The following is a 12,708-nucleotide window of genomic DNA, read 5'->3' on the forward strand; positions in this document are numbered from 1 at the left end:
CAGTGGATCAGGCCAGCACCTGACGTTGAGGGTGCCAATGAACCTGTGGGAGCTGGCTTGCCTGCGATGCTTGCAACCCGGTATGTCTAAATAACCGGGGCGCTGCCATCGCGAGCAAGCCCGCTCCCACAGTGGATCAGGCCAGCACCTGGCGTTGAGGGTGTCAATGAACCTGTGGGAGCTGGCTTGCCTGCGATGCTTACAACCCGGTAGGTCTGAATGACCAAGGCGCTGACACAGTGCGCTTGATTAGAACGCACCCATGTAGTCACGCTTGCCGATCTCAACACCATTGTGGCGCAGGATCGCGTAAGCCGTGGTCACATGGAAGAAGAACTGCGGCAGGCCGTAGGTCAGCAGGTAAGCCTGACCAGTGAAGCGTTTTTCTTTAGGCGTGCCCTGACGGGTGATGATTTCGATGCCTTCCTTGCCATCGATTTGCTCTGGCTTGATCCCGTCGACAAACGCCAGCACTTTGCTGATCAAGGCTTGCAGGTCGGCAAAGGTCACTTCGCTGTCGTCATATTTTGGCAATTCGATTTCAGCCAGACGGCCCGAAACACCCTTGGTGAAATCAACGGCGATTTGCACCTGACGCACCAGCGGGAACATGTCCGGGGCCAGGCGCGCCTGCAAAAACACGCTCGGGTCGATGTTCTTGGCCGTTGCGTGAGCTTCAGCCTTGGCCAGCACACCGCTCAGGGCGTTGAGCATTTGTTTGAACACTGGAACGGAAGCGGCGTACAGAGAGATAGTCATGGAAGTCTCGACAGTCTGTGGGCAGGAATGCAATGTGCGCCGATTATAGACACGCCAGCGCCCATCTGGTGTATGAAGATCAACCCCAAGCTCAGCCCCTGGACACCCATATGCCCTCCGCTCATCCCTCTACAGCTCCAGCAGCGGACCCGACCCAGGCGCTCTATCGCAAAATCACCCGCAAACTCATTCCCTTTCTCTGCTTCTGTTATCTGGCCGCTTATCTGGACCGGATCAATATCGGCTTCGCTAAATTGCAGATGCTAGGTGACCTGCAGTTCAGCGAAACGGCATTTGGCCTGGGGGCGGGGCTGTTTTTTGTCGGCTATATCCTGTTCGAGGTACCCAGCAATCTGCTTCTGGAGAAAGTCGGCGCCAGGGTCTGGATAGCCCGGATCATGATCAGCTGGGGCCTGCTTTCGGCCTGCACCCTGCTGGTCACCACGCCTGCCCAGTTCTATGTTGTACGCTTTCTGCTGGGGGTGGCCGAAGCCGGTTTTCTGCCCGGGGTGCTGTATTACCTGACCACCTGGTTCCCGACCCAGCGACGGGGCCGCATCATTGCCCTGTTTATGATCGGCATGCCGCTGTCCAGTGTCGTTGGCGGGCCACTGTCGGGCTGGATCATGGTCGCCTTCGACAATACGGCGGGGCTGCGCGGCTGGCAGTGGCTGTTTGTGCTTGAGGCGATCCCCAGCGTATTGCTGGGCATCCTGACCTTCTGGGTTCTGCCAGACAGCCATCACACGGCAAAATGGCTGAACGCCGACGAAAAAGCGTTACTGGAACAGCAACTGCACCAGGACAACGCCGAAGGCCAGAACAGCAAGCACAGTTTTCGCGACGGGTTCTTTAACCTCAAGATCTGGATGCTGGGGGGTATCGACTTCTCCATCCTGCTTAGCGCCTACGCAATGGCATTCTGGATGCCGACGTTTATCCGTAACGCCGGTGTGGCCGACAACTTCCATATTGGCCTGCTCACCGCCCTGCCCAGCGTTGCAGCCCTGATCGGCATGCTGATGATTGGCGCCAGCAGCGACCACTATCGAGAACGCCGCTGGCATATCATTGTGCCCTTTGTGATTGGCGCGGCCGCGATGGCAGCCAGCACTTTTTTCAGCGACAACCTGCTTGTGATCGTTTTGCTGTTTGCCATTGCCTCGGCCGCCATCATTGGCGCCGTACCGGTGTTTTTCAGCTTGCCGGCCACCTTTCTCAAGGGCCGTGCTGCCGCTACCGGCTTCGCCCTCGCGTGTTCGCTGGCCAATATCGCAGGGCTGGTGAGCAATTCCCTGATGGGTATCGCCATCGACGTAACGGGCAGCAGTTCCGGCGCGCTGTGGTTCTTCGCCAGTTGCCTGCTAGTGAGCTGCCTGCTGGTGATCGCGCTGCCTGCCAAAGTGGTTAACCGCTGACACGCAAAAAGACTCTCTGCCACAGACGGGGCTAGATGCCAGTCGCTCTACCGCGCAAAAAACACCACAATGGTCGCTGGCAACGGTTACTCAAATTGGAGATGAAAATGGACGTTCCCGCTGATCAGTTCTCAGAACAGGTACCAAACGATGCTGACGCAGGACCTCTGCTCAACAGTACCGAGATCCGTATTCTCGGCTCCCTAATCGAGAAACAGGCTACCAACCCGGAAACCTACCCGCTGACGCTCAATGCCCTTGTGCTGGCGTGCAACCAGAAAACCAGCCGCGAGCCGGTGCTCAACCTGACCCAGGGCCAGGTCGGGCAAAGCCTGCGCGCCCTCGAAGGGCGTGGCTTTACCCGCCTGGTGATGGGCAGCCGCGCTGATCGCTGGGAACACAAGGTCGACAAGGCGCTGGAGCTGGTGCCTGCGCAAGTGGTGTTGCTGGGCCTGCTGTTCCTGCGCGGTCCGCAAACCCTCAACGAGTTGCTGACCCGCAGTTCGCGCATGCACGACTTTGAAGACACCGAACAGGTCCAGCATCAGCTTGAACGCCTGATTGCCCGTGATCTGGCCCTGCTGGTACCGCGTCAGAGCGGCCAACGCGAAGACCGTTACATGCACGCCCTGGGCGACCCGGCCGATATCGAAACCATCATGACTGCACGCCAGCAACCTGCAGAACGCTCAAGCGCGCAGGCAGTCTCGATAGAGCGTTTCGAAGCCCTTGAGGCGCGCATTGCAGCCCTCGAAGCCCGTCTGGCAGAGCTGGAGTAAAAGCGTTTTGGGGGCGAGCTCACTCGCCCCCAATCGCCATCAGCTGCGCGCGAATGCCACGGCCGCCTGGAACTGCTCGGCGGTGGGCCGCACACCGGTGTACAGCACAAACTGCTCCAGGGCCTGAATGGCAATAACCTCAAGTCCGGTGATGACCTGCTTGCCCTGGGCACGACCGCGCACGATCAGGGGTGTTTCAACCGGGATCGCCACCACGTCGAAGATAATATCCGCACGATCAATGGCATCTGCCTCGAAAGCCAGATCATCGGCCTCGGCCCCGCCCGCCATGCCGACAGGTGTAACATTGATCAGCATGTGCGGCCTGCGCTCGCCCAGCTCAGGCTGCCATTCATAACCGCAACTTGCCGCCAGCGCCGCCCCTGTTGCCTCGTTGCGCGCAACGATCAGGCCATTGCGATAACCGCCATCGCGCAGGGCCGATGCCACCGCCTTGGCCATGCCGCCACTGCCGCGCAGGGCAAAGGTCGTGTCTTTGGGTACTTTATGGCTGCCCAGCAGTTGGGCAATGGCTATGTAGTCGGTGTTATAGGCCTTGAGGTGGCCGTCGGTGTTGACGATGGTGTTGATCGAGGCAATGGCCCGGGCTGACGTGTCCAGTTCGTCCACCAGCTCGATGCAGGCCTCCTTGAACGGCATCGAAACGCCGCAACCACGAATGCCCAATGCCCGGATACCGGTCACTGCGCCCGCCAGATCCTTGCTGCTGAAGGCCTTGTAGTAAAAGTTCAAGCCCAGTTGTTCGTATAGATGATTATGAAAACGCAGCCCGAAATTACCCGGTCGACCCGACAACGATATGCACAGTCGGGTGTCTTTGTCCGGATTCATTTGCATGCTCATCTCCTTGCTGAATGCTTTTAGATGGACGGCACAAGCCGTACCGGGAGTTTTGTTGGATCATAGTGGAGCGCCAACGCTGAATCGTCTCAGCGCCCGCAGACCTTACACAAAATTTACCCGGACGCTTCGCAGTTTTTAAAATAAATACGGTCTTAATGTTATCCCCGGGTTTAACTGCGGTCTGGTGCAGGCCGAATCGTCGGGGCGGGAATTCGAGGAATCGTCATGATGCGTAGCATCCCCAAAATCGCTTTGCTTATCGGCACCCTGGCTGTTGCAGGGCAGGCATCGGCCCATGGTGGCTGGGGCCCCGGGCCTGCAATTTTTGGCGCGGTGGTGGGTGCCGCGGTGGTTGGCTCGGTTATCGCTGGCCACGAACAGCGCCCGGTGTATGTGCAGCAACCGGTGTATGTGCAGCCACAGCCGGTTTACGTACAGGCCCCACCTGTTTATTACCAACCGCAACCGGTGTATGTCCAGCCGCCCCAGCCCGTTTACTATCAGGGCTACTACGGTCGACCGCAACCGGTGTACTACGGTCCGCCACGGGGTTACTACGGCCCGCCGCGCTGGTAACCGGTGCTGGCAGCCGGCAGGCTTGGACAGCTGCCGGCAGGTCCGGATAGATCATGTGAATGTCGCGGACAAGACACCGTAACGCCCCGGACTGCGGCATCATGCAGCTTGGCTGGCGCAACAATCGGCACATTCATAAAAACAAGGACGACCTTTATGCCTACACAAAACCCGCACCATATCGTCGGGCTCTGCACCTCCAGCAAGGTGTACAACACTCTGACCGAGCTCAAGCAGCTCGAAGGTCACCGCACCGCCAAACTGCTCTCCCTGCTGACCCAGCACCTGGTTCGCGAAGGGCTGCTGAGTGATCAGGAAGTGATGCACATGCTCGATCAGGTGGTTGACTGACACCTCATCGACATCAATGACCACTATCACGCGCAATGATTTCTTGCGCAGCGGCACAGCCCGTAAGGTAGCGCCATTGTTGAAGGAGGTCTGTATGCCCAAGATTCATGTCATGTCGGTGATCGGCAGTGCCGTTCCCGCCCCGCTGCGTGCCGACGGCCTGCTGGCATGCTGGTATGTGGTCAGTGACGGCGTTGCCGTCAGCGGCCCGTTTACCTCGCGCGCCGCCGCCCAGCTCAAAGCCACCAGCGAAACAGATAAAACAGCGCCACACTCAACGCGACACTGAGCAGCACATTGCGGCTCCACAGCATCAGCCCGATGGCGCACAACCCGGCCAGCAGGTAGGGGTTGGCCAGGCTCAGATCCAGCTGATGGTCCTTGACGAAAATGATCGGCCCGCAAATCGCCGTCAGCATCCCCGGTACGGCAAAGCCCAAAAACTCCTTCACCCCTCGATTCAGGCGAATCGGCAAGCGTGGTTCCAGAAACAGGTAGCGGTTGAAAAACAGGATCAGCGTCATCCCGCCAATAATTGCCCAGATCATGCCCAGTACCCTCCCAGCCGCTTGCAGGCATAGCCCGCGACCATACCCGCCAACCCGGCCAGCACAATCGCCGACTCCCACTGCCAGTGACTGAACACCACCACCGTGAACAAAGAGACCGCCACGCAGACCACGGTCGGGATATTGCGCACCACCGGGGTAATCAACGCGATAAAGGTGGCCGCGATCGAGAACTCCAGCCCTAGCTGATCCAGCCCCGGGATGCTCTTGCCCAGCACCACGCCCAGCAGGGTGAAAATATTCCAGCCCACATACATGCACAGCCCCACACCCAGGGCATACCAGCGATTGAAGGTGTTCTGGTCGAAGGGGCTGACCAGGGCAAAGAACTCATCGGTGAGCAAAAAACCCAGCCCGAAGCGCCATTTGGGCTCGAGCGGCGCCACCAGCGGGCGCAAGTGCATGGCATAGAGCAAGTGTTGCGAGGTCAGCAGCAAGGTGGTGACCAGAATCGAAATCGCACTGGCACCGCCCTTGATCATGCCAATGGCAACCAGTTGCGCCGCGCCGGCAAACACAAACAGTGACAGCCCCTGGCTTTGCGCGGGGGTCAGCTGGGCATCGATTGCGGTGGAACCGGCCAGCAGCCCCCAGGGGGCACACGCCAGGGTCAGCGGCAGGCAGGCAATTGCGCCGCGCATAAACGCGGTTCGAGCAAGGGCATCAGGCATCAAAAACATTCCGGCAGTAAGCAGCGGCAAAGGGTCGCAACATCAGGGTAAAAAGTCTTGAACGATCTTGCTCTGCTGCCCTCATAACTTGACGCGGACCGCGTGAAAACAGCCCGCCGCGTTTGACGAGAGAGCAAACCTGGTCTTTAGTCAGCCGCATTCAAGAGACGTTAATTCCGATCAACCGCTGCCACGAGGAACCACCATGAAAGACCTGAAATCCGCCAAGGAAAGCAGAAAGGCCGATCTGCGGACACCTACGGCACTGAGCGAAAAAGCCTGTATCGATATCGCAGCCGAAGTGAACGCGCTGCTCGCAGACACCTTCGCCATCTACATGAAGACCAAGAATTTCCACTGGCACATGTCCGGCCCGCACTTCCGTGATTTCCACCTGCTGCTCGACGAGCAGGCTGACCAGATCTACGCGACCACCGATGCCATCGCCGAGCGTGTGCGCAAGCTGGGGCGCACCACAATCCGCTCCATCGGCCACATCAAGAAGCTGCAACGCCTGCTGGACAACGACGCCGACTTCGTGACGCCGGAAGACATGCTGGCAGAACTGCGCGAAGACAATATCCAGCTGGCCGCCTATATGCGTGAGACTCACGACATGTGCTCCGAGCTGGGCGATGTGGCGACTACCAGCCTGCTGGAAAACTGGATCGACGAGGCCGAGCGCCGCGTGTGGTTCCTGTTTGAGTCGTCGCGTACCAAATAACCCCTGCGTAGCAGCTGCCGAAGGAACGAGGCTGCGTTCGATTGCCAAGCGATCGTAAAACCAGAGCATGCGGTTTATCTGTAAAAACCTGTGCTCTGACTTTACGACGGCTTCGCCGCCGGACGCAGCCTTGTTCCTGCGCCAGCTGCTACGGTCACGAGCACCCGCAGAACCATGAATTTTGTTTCACAGTCTTCGAACGCAACGAGCGGTATATTCGCAGCGCTCATTGCTCATTCAATGAACCCCTTGCCCGCACCTCCCCTGCGGGCTTTTTTTCGCCTGTCAAACGCCCTGCCTGAACACCAGCGCCTTGAGGCCGCACTCGACATCGGCGTCCGGGAACTCCGGCGGGTTGTCCAGGCGCTGAACAAAACGCAGGCTCGGCGCATCACGGGTCACGCCATCGATCAAAAAGTCCGAACCCAGTGCCGGGTCATTCATGCACGCCAGTACTGTGCCATTTTCACTGAGCAACTCCGGCAGGCGGCGCACCACGCGCTGGTAGTCCTTGGTCAGCAAAAAGCTGCCTTTCTGAAATGACGGCGGATCGATGATCACCAGATCGTAAGGCCCGGTGCTTTTCACCTTGCCCCAGGACTTGAACAGCTCATGACCCAGAAACGTCACCTTGCTCATGTCATGCCCGTTCAGGCGATGGTTGTCGCGGCCACGGCTCAGGGCCGCACGGGACATGTCGAGGTTGACCACATGCTGGGCGCCGCCTTCTATGGCGGCCACTGAAAAACCGCAGGTATAGGCAAACAGGTTCAACACTCGCTTGCCCCCGGCATTGGCCCTTACCCAGTCACGACCATAACGCATGTCCAGGAACAGGCCGTTGTTCTGTTTGCGGCCCAGGTCCACGCGATAGCGCAATCCGCCTTCAGTCAGCGTCCACTCGTCAATTGCCTCGCCCACCAGCCACTCGGTGTCGCTTTGCAGCGTATAACGATGTTGCAGCACCAGTGTGTGTGCACCGCTGGCCTGCCACGCGGCTGACTGAACAATGGCCTGCAGCAGTTGCTTGAGTGCAGCCAGTTGCAGGGCCTCGGGCTCCTTGAATAGAGAAACCAGCACCACGCCTTGCAACCAGTCCACCGTCAACTGCTCAAGCCCGGGCCAGCAACGTCCACGCCCATGGAACAAACGCCGGGTTTCAGCAGGCACAGCCTGCAGTGCAGTCAATAAGTGCTGGTGCAGGGTGGTTAACGCTTCAGGAGTCATCAGGCCGACCGGTCAATTTCAAGGGGCCGGCATTTTACACAATTGCACTGCCCTGCCTAATCGGCACAGTGGAAATATTTGTTAATACAGAGGGTGATATTATCGTTTTACAATAATTTTTTATCGCAATACGATAGTTTAACTGCGCAGGGCAATACGCTTTCCCTGGGCGGATTCCGGGCTTTTTACAACCACAAGCAGAACCAGAAGGACTGTTCGATGAAAACCGATCCCCTTGCCAATCGCAGCCGCATCCTGGCCACAACCACGCTGGCACTTGTCGCGGGTATGTTGCTGGCCAATATCGCTTACTGGATCTTCCCCAACGCCATAGGCACTTATGTGGGCGGGTTCAACCTGAGCGCCATGACCGAAACACTGCAGGCCGACATCCCGTTGATGCCCTGGTGGCAGGTTGCTGGTGCCATAACCCTGTCCAGCATCCCCCTGCTGATACTCGCCAAAGGCTTGCTGGCCCTGCGCAGCCTGTTTCTGGCCTACAGCAAGGGCGAGTATTTCTCGACCGAATCTGCCGAGTTGCTGGGTAAAGTGGGTAAAAGCGTTTCTATATGGGTGCTGGCCAGCCTCCTGTTAACCCCGGTCATGAGTGTCTGGGTCACCATTTTGCGGCCTGCGGGCGAGCGCTTGCTCACGATCAGCTTCGAACCGTCGCATCTTGTTGCCTTGTTCCTCTCGGCTTCCCTTATGATCATCGCCCGCAGCCTGTACAAGGCGTGTTCGTTGGCGCGGGAAAATCAGCAGTTCGTTTAAGAGGCCAAAATGCCGATCGAGATCAAGCTGGACGTCATGCTGGCCATGCGCAAGGTCAAATCCAAGGACCTGGCGCACAGGGTGGGCATTACCGAGCAGAACCTGTCACTGCTCAAGCAAGGGAAAGTAAAGGGCATCAGGCTGGCAACCCTGGAAGCCATTTGCATCGCACTGGATTGTCAGCCGGGGGACTTGCTGCATTATCAACCGGAATCGTAAGCACGCACGCCTGCGAGGCCAAGCCCTCGCAGGCGGCGCACCAGGCTCTGCCTGCCTGCACTTCAAAGCCTCCAGTCCGTTCAGCCAACCAACAGCATCCTCCTGCTAGGCTCGCCGCGGCACCCAACCTTTTTACCGGTATATTCGGATTTTCTCTGACAAACCTCTGCAAAATCAGGCATTTCTGCCGCCACTGATCCATACTGACTAAATGTAACGTCATGTGTATAACAGCCGTTGCAGCCCGGTACTTCCCAACCCTTCTTGAGTCATTCTGCGTGAAAATTCATCTTTCCATTTTGAGCCTGTGTTTAGTTCTGGCAGGCACCAGTGCTTCTTCAATCGCCGCAGCGGCTGAAAGCACTTCGGCCCCACGGGATACCTCGCAACTGCACATCGCCTCAGGCAGTGCGCTGCTGATCGACCTGCAAACCAACAAAGTGATTTTTGCCAGCAACCCTGACGCCATCGTGCCAATTGCCTCCGTCACCAAATTGATGACCGCCATGGTAGTGCTGGATGCCAAGCAGTCGATGGACGAATCCATTTCGGTCAATATCAGCGACACCCCGGAGATGAAGGGCGTGTTTTCGCGGGTAAAAATCGGCAGCGAGCTGTCGCGTCACGAAATGATGCTGATCACCCTGATGTCTTCGGAAAACCGGGCAGCCGCCAGCCTTGCCCACCACTATCCGGGGGGTTATGTAGCCTTTATCGCGGCGATGAATGCCAAGGCCAAAAGCCTGGGCATGATGAGCACTCACTATGTTGAGCCGACCGGGTTGTCGATCCACAACGTATCCACTGCCCGCGACCTGAGCAAGCTGCTGGCAGCGGCGCGGCATTACCCGATGCTCAGCCAGTTGAGCACCACCAAGGAAAAGACCGTGGCGTTCCGCAAACCCAACTACAGCCTGGGTTTCAGCAACACCGATCACCTGGTCAGAAAAGACAAATGGAATATCAAGATCACCAAGACCGGCTTTACCAATCAGGCCGGTCATTGCCTGGTGCTGGTCACTGAAATGGGTGGGCGCCCGGTGTCCCTGGTCATTCTGGATGCCTTTGGCAAGTACACCCACTTCGCCGATGCCGGTCGAATTCGCAACTGGGTGGAAACCGGCAAAAGTGGCGGTGTGCCCGACGTAGCCCTGCGCTACAAAGCCGAAAAAAACCTGCAGAAAAACCAGCTGACAGCAGGTCAGGCGGGTAAGTGAAGAAGTACGGGTGAGATGAAATGCAGGCACTTGCCCCGGGGAGAGGATCGGGGACAAATGCCTGCGTACTGCTCGTTACAAACTGCGGATAGAAAGAACCCCGTCACCTGGACGGGGTTCTTGCCTGGCACATGCTCAGATCAGTTTTGCAGAGCAGGCTGCGAATCCCCATTGATCGGGATGCGTTTGGCTTTTGCCTCTTCCGGCACCACCCGCTGCAGGTCGATGCTCAGCAAACCATTGCTCAGGTTTGCGCCTTTGATCTCGATATGATCATCAAGGCGGAAGGACAATTTGAATGCCCGCTGTGCAATACCTTGATGCAAGAAGGTCACGCCTTCTTCGCTGGTGCTTTCGCGTTTGCTGCCGCTGACGCTCAGCACACCTTTCTCTACTTGCAGGTCCAGATCATCTTGCTGGAAGCCTGCAGCTGCTACCACGATGCGGTAGCTGTCTTCACCCCGTTTTTCAACGTTGTAAGGTGGGTAGCCGCCGCTTGAATCGTTGCGCAGTGCGGTTTCAAACAAATCACTAAAACGGTCAAAGCCGACAGAATTACGGAACAGTGGCGCCATTGAAAAAGCGTTGCTCATAATTTCATCCTCCTGATTTCAGCGAGATTTTGTTACGCGACCCGGTTTCGGCATCGCGTACCCCTTAGATAGGGACCGTCAAAACCATTTCAAGGCTTTTTTTGAAATTTTTTTCAGACGCTTCAAGCCACATCGACAGGCGGGTTGTTGACCATGTGCCGGACCTTCTCACAGTCTGTTTCACGACGCATGGCATTGAACAACACCACCGCTTCAGGATAGTTGCGGGTCAACATTGCCAGCCACTGCTTGAGCCGCCCCGGTGCCGAGCGCGGGGTCAGCTGGGCCTCGGCCTGGGCCCAGAAGTCGCGGATCATGGGCTGCAAATCGGCCCAGGTCATCGGCACTACCTCAACACCGGCGCGGGCAGCGGCAATTTGCGCGGCCAGATCGGGGCGCGACACCAGACCACGGCCGAGCATGATGTCTTCAGCGCCACTGATTTCGCGGCAACGACGCCAATCTTCAACCGACCAGATATCGCCATTGGCAAACACCGGCACCTTGACCGCTTCCTGCACCTGGGCAATGTATTCCCAATGCGCAGGCGGCTTGTAGCCATCCATTTTGGTCCGCGCATGCACCACGATCTGGCTGGCGCCGCCTTCGGCCAGGGCGATTGCGCACTCATTGGCGCTGTCGGGCGTGTCGAAGCCCAGGCGCATCTTGGCGGTGACCGGAATATGCGCAGGCACGGTGCGACGCACTTGCAGCAAGATGGCGTGCAGCAGTTCGGGCTCCTTGAGCAACACCGCCCCGCCACGGGACTTGTTCACGGTCTTGGCCGGACAACCAAAATTGAGGTCGATCACCCCGCTGCCCAGCTCACAGGCCAATGCCGCGTTATCGGCCAGGCACGCCGGGTCCGAGCCCAGCAACTGCACGCGCAGCGGCACGCCGGAACGCGTTTGCGCACCGTGCTGCAACTCGGGAGCGAGTTTATGGAAGTAGGCTTCGGGCAAAAGCCGTTCGGTGACCCGAATAAATTCGGTCACACACCAATCAATACCGCCGGTGCGGGTCAGGACATCACGCAGGATGTTGTCGACCAACCCCTCCATCGGCGCCAAAGCAATTTGCATGGGTGACTCTCATGAAAAACGTGCGGCAGTTTACGCGGTTCTGCGGGCAATCGGTATGCGCAGGCGCTGACGGTCAGGCCGTCACGACAGCCGGGCCATAACCGTCAAGGAACTCGGGCGGCAGGCGCCTGGCCTTGCCCGTGGACAGTTCGATGCAGACAAAGGTGGTTTGGGCACGCAACAGGGTCACACCATCGCAGGGGCGCACCAATTGAAAATGACGGGTCATGCGCAGGCGCTGGTCACAATCGACAATCCAGGTGGCTAGCTGCAGCTCATCGCCTTCGTAGGCGCTGGCAAGATAGTCGATTTCATGACGGGAGACCGCCATGGCGCGGTCGAGGCGACGGTACTCGGTGAGGTCCAAGCCCAGGCGCTGCGAGTGGCGCCAAGCGCAGCGTTCCAGCCAGACCACATAGGACGCGTTATTGGCATGACCAAACCCGTCAATGTCTTCGGCCTGCACCTGCAGGTCAATGATAAACGGCGCTGCCAAATCCCAACTCATGCCTTGTCTCCCTGTACATAAATAAGGAGCGCAGTGTAACGCAGAGGGGGCGACGGGAAACTTGAAGAGCTGGAATTAAAAAACTGCAGACAAACAAAAGGGTCATTCAATAATCGAATGACCCTTATAAATCCCGCAAAGCGGGTAATCGTGGCGTCCCCTAGGGGACTCGAACCCCTGTTACCGCCGTGAAAGGGCGGTGTCCTAGGCCACTAGACGAAGGGGACACAAACCCTTCTAACAGTGATCAGCGCTGAGTGCTGATCGATCCAATGCCAGTGTGGCCCGACATTGAACTGTAAATTGGTGGAGCTAAACGGGATCGAACCGTTGACCTCTTGCATGCCATGCAAGCGCTCTCCCAGCTGAGCTATAGCCCC

The 12,708-nt window shown here is 58.0% G+C and carries 17 protein-coding genes and 2 tRNA genes; 9 read left to right on the forward strand and 10 right to left on the reverse strand.

Features of this window, described 5'->3' with window-relative positions; translation table 11 throughout:
* Window positions 1-249 precede the first annotated feature (249 nt).
* Window positions 250-759 (reverse strand): DUF1993 domain-containing protein, encoded by a 510-nt coding sequence (locus tag QN377_RS22180; RefSeq protein ID WP_016780360.1) that lies wholly within the window; start codon window positions 757-759, stop codon window positions 250-252.
* Between the two features lie 110 nt (window positions 760-869).
* Between QN377_RS22180 and QN377_RS22185 the strand changes: the two genes are divergently transcribed.
* A complete protein-coding gene (locus tag QN377_RS22185) occupies window positions 870-2,177 on the forward strand; it encodes an MFS transporter (RefSeq protein WP_095019034.1) in 1,308 nt (435 codons plus the stop codon).
* A 107-nt stretch (window positions 2,178-2,284) separates the two neighbouring features.
* Window positions 2,285-2,956 (forward strand): YceH family protein, encoded by a 672-nt coding sequence (locus QN377_RS22190; RefSeq protein ID WP_095002286.1) that lies wholly within the window; start codon window positions 2,285-2,287, stop codon window positions 2,954-2,956.
* A 39-nt stretch (window positions 2,957-2,995) separates the two neighbouring features.
* Here the strand turns inward: QN377_RS22190 and QN377_RS22195 are convergent, their stop codons facing one another.
* Window positions 2,996-3,814 (reverse strand): shikimate 5-dehydrogenase, encoded by an 819-nt coding sequence (locus QN377_RS22195; protein WP_095018962.1) that lies wholly within the window; start codon window positions 3,812-3,814, stop codon window positions 2,996-2,998.
* Window positions 3,815-4,045: 231 nt separating this feature from the next.
* On the opposite strand from QN377_RS22195, the gene QN377_RS22200 reads away from it, so the two are divergent.
* The 3 genes from QN377_RS22200 to QN377_RS22210 all read left to right on the forward strand — a co-directional run bounded on the left by QN377_RS22200 (window position 4,046) and on the right by QN377_RS22210 (window position 5,036).
* Complete coding sequence (locus tag QN377_RS22200; RefSeq protein WP_095002284.1) at window positions 4,046-4,396, forward strand: hypothetical protein; 351 nt, start codon at window positions 4,046-4,048, stop codon at window positions 4,394-4,396.
* A gap of 156 nt (window positions 4,397-4,552) precedes the next feature.
* The gene (locus QN377_RS22205; protein WP_016780355.1) at window positions 4,553-4,747 is read left to right on the forward strand and encodes a hypothetical protein; all 195 of its coding nucleotides are present in this window, start codon (window positions 4,553-4,555) and stop codon (window positions 4,745-4,747) included.
* Window positions 4,748-4,841: 94 nt separating this feature from the next.
* Entirely contained in the window at window positions 4,842-5,036 is a 195-nt protein-coding gene (locus tag QN377_RS22210) for a hypothetical protein (protein WP_095002283.1), read from the forward strand.
* On the opposite strand, the gene QN377_RS22215 is transcribed toward QN377_RS22210, so the two are convergent.
* The gene (locus QN377_RS22215; protein ID WP_095002282.1) at window positions 4,984-5,295 is read right to left on the reverse strand and encodes an AzlD domain-containing protein; all 312 of its coding nucleotides are present in this window, start codon (window positions 5,293-5,295) and stop codon (window positions 4,984-4,986) included. The genes QN377_RS22210 and QN377_RS22215 overlap by 53 nt on opposite strands.
* A complete protein-coding gene (locus QN377_RS22220) occupies window positions 5,292-5,987 on the reverse strand; it encodes an AzlC family ABC transporter permease (RefSeq protein WP_095002446.1) in 696 nt (231 codons plus the stop codon). Before QN377_RS22220 ends, QN377_RS22215 begins: the two co-directional genes overlap by 4 nt.
* A 205-nt stretch (window positions 5,988-6,192) precedes the next feature.
* Between QN377_RS22220 and QN377_RS22225 the strand changes: the two genes are divergently transcribed.
* The gene (locus tag QN377_RS22225) at window positions 6,193-6,711 is read left to right on the forward strand and encodes a Dps family protein (RefSeq protein WP_095002281.1); all 519 of its coding nucleotides are present in this window, start codon (window positions 6,193-6,195) and stop codon (window positions 6,709-6,711) included.
* A gap of 285 nt (window positions 6,712-6,996) precedes the next feature.
* Here QN377_RS22225 and QN377_RS22230 read toward each other — a convergent pair whose 3' ends face one another.
* A complete protein-coding gene (locus QN377_RS22230; RefSeq protein WP_095018963.1) occupies window positions 6,997-7,938 on the reverse strand; it encodes a class I SAM-dependent methyltransferase in 942 nt (313 codons plus the stop codon).
* Between the two features lie 219 nt (window positions 7,939-8,157).
* Here QN377_RS22230 and QN377_RS22235 point away from each other — a divergent pair, with 219 nt between their 5' ends.
* The 3 genes from QN377_RS22235 (at window position 8,158) to pbpG (ending at window position 10,145) form a co-directional block, all read left to right on the forward strand.
* On the forward strand, window positions 8,158-8,709 hold the full coding sequence (locus QN377_RS22235; protein WP_095018964.1) for a DUF2975 domain-containing protein: 552 nt from the start codon (window positions 8,158-8,160) through the stop codon (window positions 8,707-8,709).
* A 9-nt stretch (window positions 8,710-8,718) separates the two neighbouring features.
* Window positions 8,719-8,928, forward strand: a complete 210-nt coding sequence (locus QN377_RS22240; RefSeq protein ID WP_095002278.1) for a helix-turn-helix domain-containing protein — start codon at window positions 8,719-8,721, stop codon at window positions 8,926-8,928.
* A gap of 278 nt (window positions 8,929-9,206) precedes the next feature.
* Window positions 9,207-10,145, forward strand: coding sequence for a D-alanyl-D-alanine endopeptidase (pbpG, locus tag QN377_RS22245; RefSeq protein ID WP_095018965.1), 939 nt, complete (start codon window positions 9,207-9,209; stop codon window positions 10,143-10,145).
* A gap of 140 nt (window positions 10,146-10,285) precedes the next feature.
* On the opposite strand, the gene QN377_RS22250 is transcribed toward pbpG, so the two are convergent.
* From QN377_RS22250 to QN377_RS22270, 5 genes are all read right to left on the reverse strand, one after another.
* The gene (locus tag QN377_RS22250) at window positions 10,286-10,738 is read right to left on the reverse strand and encodes an Hsp20 family protein (protein WP_016780349.1); all 453 of its coding nucleotides are present in this window, start codon (window positions 10,736-10,738) and stop codon (window positions 10,286-10,288) included.
* Between the two features lie 122 nt (window positions 10,739-10,860).
* Window positions 10,861-11,820 carry a tRNA dihydrouridine synthase gene (locus tag QN377_RS22255; protein ID WP_095018966.1) on the reverse strand — a complete coding sequence of 320 codons (960 nt, stop codon included), beginning with the start codon at window positions 11,818-11,820 and terminating at the stop codon, window positions 10,861-10,863.
* A gap of 73 nt (window positions 11,821-11,893) precedes the next feature.
* Window positions 11,894-12,328: an acyl-CoA thioesterase gene (locus QN377_RS22260; RefSeq protein ID WP_095002275.1), complete on the reverse strand. Its 435-nt coding sequence runs from the start codon at window positions 12,326-12,328 to the stop codon at window positions 11,894-11,896.
* Between the two features lie 151 nt (window positions 12,329-12,479).
* Window positions 12,480-12,555, reverse strand: a tRNA-Glu gene (locus QN377_RS22265).
* 77 nt (window positions 12,556-12,632) lie between these two features.
* Window positions 12,633-12,708 (reverse strand) — tRNA-Ala (locus QN377_RS22270).

This window comes from Pseudomonas sp. CCC4.1, from assembly GCF_035019225.1.
Lineage (GTDB): Bacteria > Pseudomonadota > Gammaproteobacteria > Pseudomonadales > Pseudomonadaceae > Aquipseudomonas > Aquipseudomonas bubulae.

Excerpts from the sequence above, each read along its gene's own strand:
- QN377_RS22230 (WP_095018963.1), bottom strand. The coding sequence starts at position 7,938 with ATGACTCCTGAAGCGTTAACCACCCTGCACCAGCACTTATTGACTGCA.
- QN377_RS22180 (WP_016780360.1), bottom strand. The coding sequence starts at position 759 with ATGACTATCTCTCTGTACGCCGCTTCCGTTCCAGTGTTCAAACAAATG.
- QN377_RS22195 (WP_095018962.1), bottom strand. The coding sequence starts at position 3,814 with ATGCAAATGAATCCGGACAAAGACACCCGACTGTGCATATCGTTGTCG.
- QN377_RS22235 (WP_095018964.1), top strand. The coding sequence starts at position 8,158 with ATGAAAACCGATCCCCTTGCCAATCGCAGCCGCATCCTGGCCACAACC.
- QN377_RS22250 (WP_016780349.1), bottom strand. The coding sequence starts at position 10,738 with ATGAGCAACGCTTTTTCAATGGCGCCACTGTTCCGTAATTCTGTCGGC.
- QN377_RS22260 (WP_095002275.1), bottom strand. The coding sequence starts at position 12,328 with ATGAGTTGGGATTTGGCAGCGCCGTTTATCATTGACCTGCAGGTGCAG.
- QN377_RS22225 (WP_095002281.1), top strand. The coding sequence starts at position 6,193 with ATGAAAGACCTGAAATCCGCCAAGGAAAGCAGAAAGGCCGATCTGCGG.
- QN377_RS22200 (WP_095002284.1), top strand. The coding sequence starts at position 4,046 with ATGATGCGTAGCATCCCCAAAATCGCTTTGCTTATCGGCACCCTGGCT.
- QN377_RS22240 (WP_095002278.1), top strand. The coding sequence starts at position 8,719 with ATGCCGATCGAGATCAAGCTGGACGTCATGCTGGCCATGCGCAAGGTC.
- QN377_RS22220 (WP_095002446.1), bottom strand. The coding sequence starts at position 5,987 with ATGCCTGATGCCCTTGCTCGAACCGCGTTTATGCGCGGCGCAATTGCC.
- QN377_RS22215 (WP_095002282.1), bottom strand. The coding sequence starts at position 5,295 with ATGATCTGGGCAATTATTGGCGGGATGACGCTGATCCTGTTTTTCAAC.
- QN377_RS22185 (WP_095019034.1), top strand. The coding sequence starts at position 870 with ATGCCCTCCGCTCATCCCTCTACAGCTCCAGCAGCGGACCCGACCCAG.
- QN377_RS22205 (WP_016780355.1), top strand. The coding sequence starts at position 4,553 with ATGCCTACACAAAACCCGCACCATATCGTCGGGCTCTGCACCTCCAGC.
- QN377_RS22190 (WP_095002286.1), top strand. The coding sequence starts at position 2,285 with ATGGACGTTCCCGCTGATCAGTTCTCAGAACAGGTACCAAACGATGCT.
- QN377_RS22210 (WP_095002283.1), top strand. The coding sequence starts at position 4,842 with ATGCCCAAGATTCATGTCATGTCGGTGATCGGCAGTGCCGTTCCCGCC.
- QN377_RS22255 (WP_095018966.1), bottom strand. The coding sequence starts at position 11,820 with ATGCAAATTGCTTTGGCGCCGATGGAGGGGTTGGTCGACAACATCCTG.